Source organism: Photorhabdus australis DSM 17609 (genome assembly GCF_000711895.1).
Taxonomy (GTDB): Bacteria; Pseudomonadota; Gammaproteobacteria; order Enterobacterales; family Enterobacteriaceae; genus Photorhabdus; species Photorhabdus australis.
Map to the genome: position 1 here is coordinate 1 of NZ_JONO01000110.1, position 3,046 is coordinate 3,046.

General features: G+C 46.7%; 2 protein-coding genes and 3 pseudogenes. 1 reads left to right on the forward strand and 4 read right to left on the reverse strand.

Features of this window, described 5'->3' with window-relative positions:
• Positions 1-267, forward strand: a pseudogene (locus BO26_RS18165) (phage portal protein); the annotation flags it as partial.
• A 316-nt stretch (positions 268-583) separates the two neighbouring features.
• On the opposite strand, the gene BO26_RS18170 reads toward BO26_RS18165, so the two are convergent.
• The 4 genes and pseudogenes from BO26_RS18170 to BO26_RS23810 form a co-directional block, all read right to left on the reverse strand.
• Positions 584-889: a helix-turn-helix domain-containing protein gene (locus tag BO26_RS18170; protein ID WP_051691050.1), complete on the reverse strand. Its 306-nt coding sequence runs from the start codon at positions 887-889 to the stop codon at positions 584-586.
• A gap of 8 nt (positions 890-897) precedes the next feature.
• On the reverse strand, positions 898-1,233 hold the full coding sequence (locus BO26_RS18175) for a type II toxin-antitoxin system RelE/ParE family toxin (protein ID WP_036773962.1): 336 nt from the start codon (positions 1,231-1,233) through the stop codon (positions 898-900).
• Positions 1,234-1,577: 344 nt separating this feature from the next.
• Positions 1,578-2,245 (reverse strand): annotated as a pseudogene (locus BO26_RS18180) (DNA cytosine methyltransferase); the annotation flags it as partial.
• 2 nt (positions 2,246-2,247) lie between these two features.
• Positions 2,248-3,046: pseudogene (locus tag BO26_RS23810) on the reverse strand (hypothetical protein); the annotation flags it as partial.

The window sequence follows — 3,046 nt, forward strand, 5'->3', positions numbered from 1 at the left end:
TCTGAAGCCGCGGCTAAGGATGAATTTTTAAATATCAAGAATGCCAGCCGTGACGACATACTGGCCGCGCACCGCGTACCACCACAGATGATGGGGATTATTCCACAGAACACCGGTGGTTTTGGTGATGTGGAGAAAGCGGCTAAGGTGTTTGTACGTAATGAGCTAATGCCATTGCAAAGTAAGATGAAGCAATTAAATGACTGGATTGGTGAGGAAGTAATTCGGTTTGAACGGTATTCGTTGGATATGGACGAGGACGAATGACCCACATTATTGATTGAGAGGCCGCCGACTGAGCGGTCTTTTTTGTCTGGAGGAAATATAAGTTTCAATACAGAATGATTACATTATGAAATTTGAGACCGGCACAGTTACCAAACGCTGCCACGCGCAGTCGTGACCCCGCCGCGCCTGCTCACTAAATACAGTGCTTTTTATGCACCTGAAAGAGATCATCTCAAAGGCACCAGTATTGGCGCTTTGTGGGGCATGAGATCCTTTTTTGATCTTGCGGATTGGTGCGGGGGAATGGGGGGTTATGCCCCCTTATGCGCACCCGCAACAAAAGAATAAAAAACGATCACTTTATTAATGATAAGGATATTTTGATATCGTTAACACCACAGGCACGCGCATAGCGACTGAGTGTATCAATGGATGCCTTAACGATATTTCTTTCTATTTTTGATACAGTCGGTGGTTTGATACCCATTTTTTCAGCAACCTGAGCGCTGGTCAGCCCAGCATGTTTCCGCCATTCAGTCAGCATATTCTGCATCTCAATCGCGAACTCAAGCTCTTTCTCCTCTTCCGCTAACGTGGCTTTAAATCGGGGGTTTTCTTTGGTTCTTTCCTCAATGTAAAGGTCTAAGTCATCACGCATCATATTTCCTCTTAATCTCTTGATGGTTCTGTCAGTTCATTTTTTCGCGCAATCGCTATCCTAAGTTCATTCAGGGGAGTGGCATTAGTTTTTTTCACAAAGCATCTTAACAGATAGATTTTCTTCCCTGCGGCATAACAAAAAAAACTTCTGGCTATTCCGTCTTTGGCTTTTGCTCTCAACTCAAACAGCCCTTTATATCCCTCTATCGGTTTTGAATGCGGCTCTCTCAGGCTGGTTGGGTTTTCCCTCAAACGCTTAATTAACGCGACCATGCGCAATTCCAGCGAGTCAGGCAGTGATTTTAATTCTTCCTTAAAAGCATCATGAAACTTAATTTCAAACATTCGACAATCCCCTATTGATGCCCAAATAATAGCCCATGAGCTAAATTAGCACAAGAGCTAAGCTAGCCCTTGTGCTAATAATGTCTAGCATCGACACATAGCAATAACCCGCTTTGAAAGCGGGTTTAGTAATAATCGCGTGACATGTCACACAATCACAACTGCAATTTTAGTTCATGCCAGCCCGATGTATTCCAACAGGCAGCCTCACCAAAGAAGCAGTATTCCGTCACCGGATGCGGATCAGCAACGCCAGATATTCAACCACCTCATAGGGATCGTGCCCCGGTCGTTTCAGTGAACAACTTCGATTTAACGAGGTAATTCATCATTTCCTAGAGTGATGTTTCCCTCGCCGTTCTGCGCGGTTCAGAATCCCGGCACATGCTGCTTGGCTCAAAAAGTATTTTTGCGGGACAGATATCTGTTCTAGCACTTGCGACAACAAACACACGGCGACGTCGTTGGGCCACTCCGAAATATTGAGCGTCCAGTACCCGCCACGCAACAGCTCTTTGTGGTCCAGACACATAACCTGAGTTCGTCCATTTCTTCCTTGACGGCTGCAATGGTTCATCTTCTCCGGTAAGTCCCGCAAGAAAACAACCAAAGGCATTATCCTTACTGGATAGAACTCCGGGGACATTTTCCCAGACGATAATTGAAGGCTGTTCGCCGTTTGCTGCTCTGACGGAATCAATGACATTTGCCAACTCCACGAATGATAATGTTAGTTTTCCCGCTCATCGTCCAACCCATTACGCAGACCTGCAATGCTGAACGCCTGACAGGGTGTACCACCAACCAGAATATCCGGCGCATCGGCCCGATTTTTGGTAATCATGGCGGGGATTTCAGTCATATCCCCCAGATTTCGGACATCAGGCCAGTGATATTGCAGTACCGCGCTGGGGAATTTCTCAATTTCACTGAACCATGCCGGAGACATACCCAGCGGTTCCCATGCCACACTGGCTGCTTCAATACCGGAACAAACAGAACCGAAACGCATATTCACGATAGGTTTTTCCTCATTTCACCAATATTCTTAATCCGTTGCCACAGCAAATCGCGACGTGCTTCTTTCTGACATTCCGTCTCTATCGGAATAAAACTGCCATCCGTCCATAACTTGAACGACTGTTCACCTATGTTGATTTTTCCTCCGATGATTAATGACTTCGCCATAGCCCGGCTAAAATCCATGCCGATTGAATCTGCATAATCGATAACTTTTTCCACTAACAGATCACCGCCTTTGGCCGTACTGTCACACCTCGTACAGTTATTGACAGAACTCCAAGAGGCGGCAGAGCCGCCAGAAAACCCCAAACCCACGCCCTTAACATCAGCGTTAAATTTAGGAACGATGTTCCATTTAACAGTACGGGTAATAAAAGAAGAGGAATCGCCCAAGCGGGGCGAGTAGACACCGGAAATACGCAACACATTTTCGCCGTAAACGTTGCCCTGTTCAGTGATTTCATAGGACAACCGCACGGTTAAATCTTTCCGTGCAACCAGAGGCCCACCCTGGAACTCGGTATAGGTGAACCAGTCCCCCACATCCGCAGCAAATCGGACATTATCCATATCTGCATCAGAACGGGCATACCACCATTTATCTGACATCATGCGCAGGAGGCCGGCACACAATTGATCGACTGTGGCACCTTCTCTACCTTTGGTGAACTGCTGCCAGTAAGGGGCTGTTGTGCCGGCTTGTTGAGTCAGTTTTGCCAATAACTCATAGATACGGATCAAACGCTTTCTGGCGTCTTGCTCGCTCGCAGGTTGTTGATTGACATACTGA

Excerpts from the sequence above, each read along its gene's own strand:
- BO26_RS18175 (WP_036773962.1), bottom strand. The coding sequence starts at position 1,233 with ATGTTTGAAATTAAGTTTCATGATGCTTTTAAGGAAGAATTAAAATCA.
- BO26_RS18170 (WP_051691050.1), bottom strand. The coding sequence starts at position 889 with ATGATGCGTGATGACTTAGACCTTTACATTGAGGAAAGAACCAAAGAA.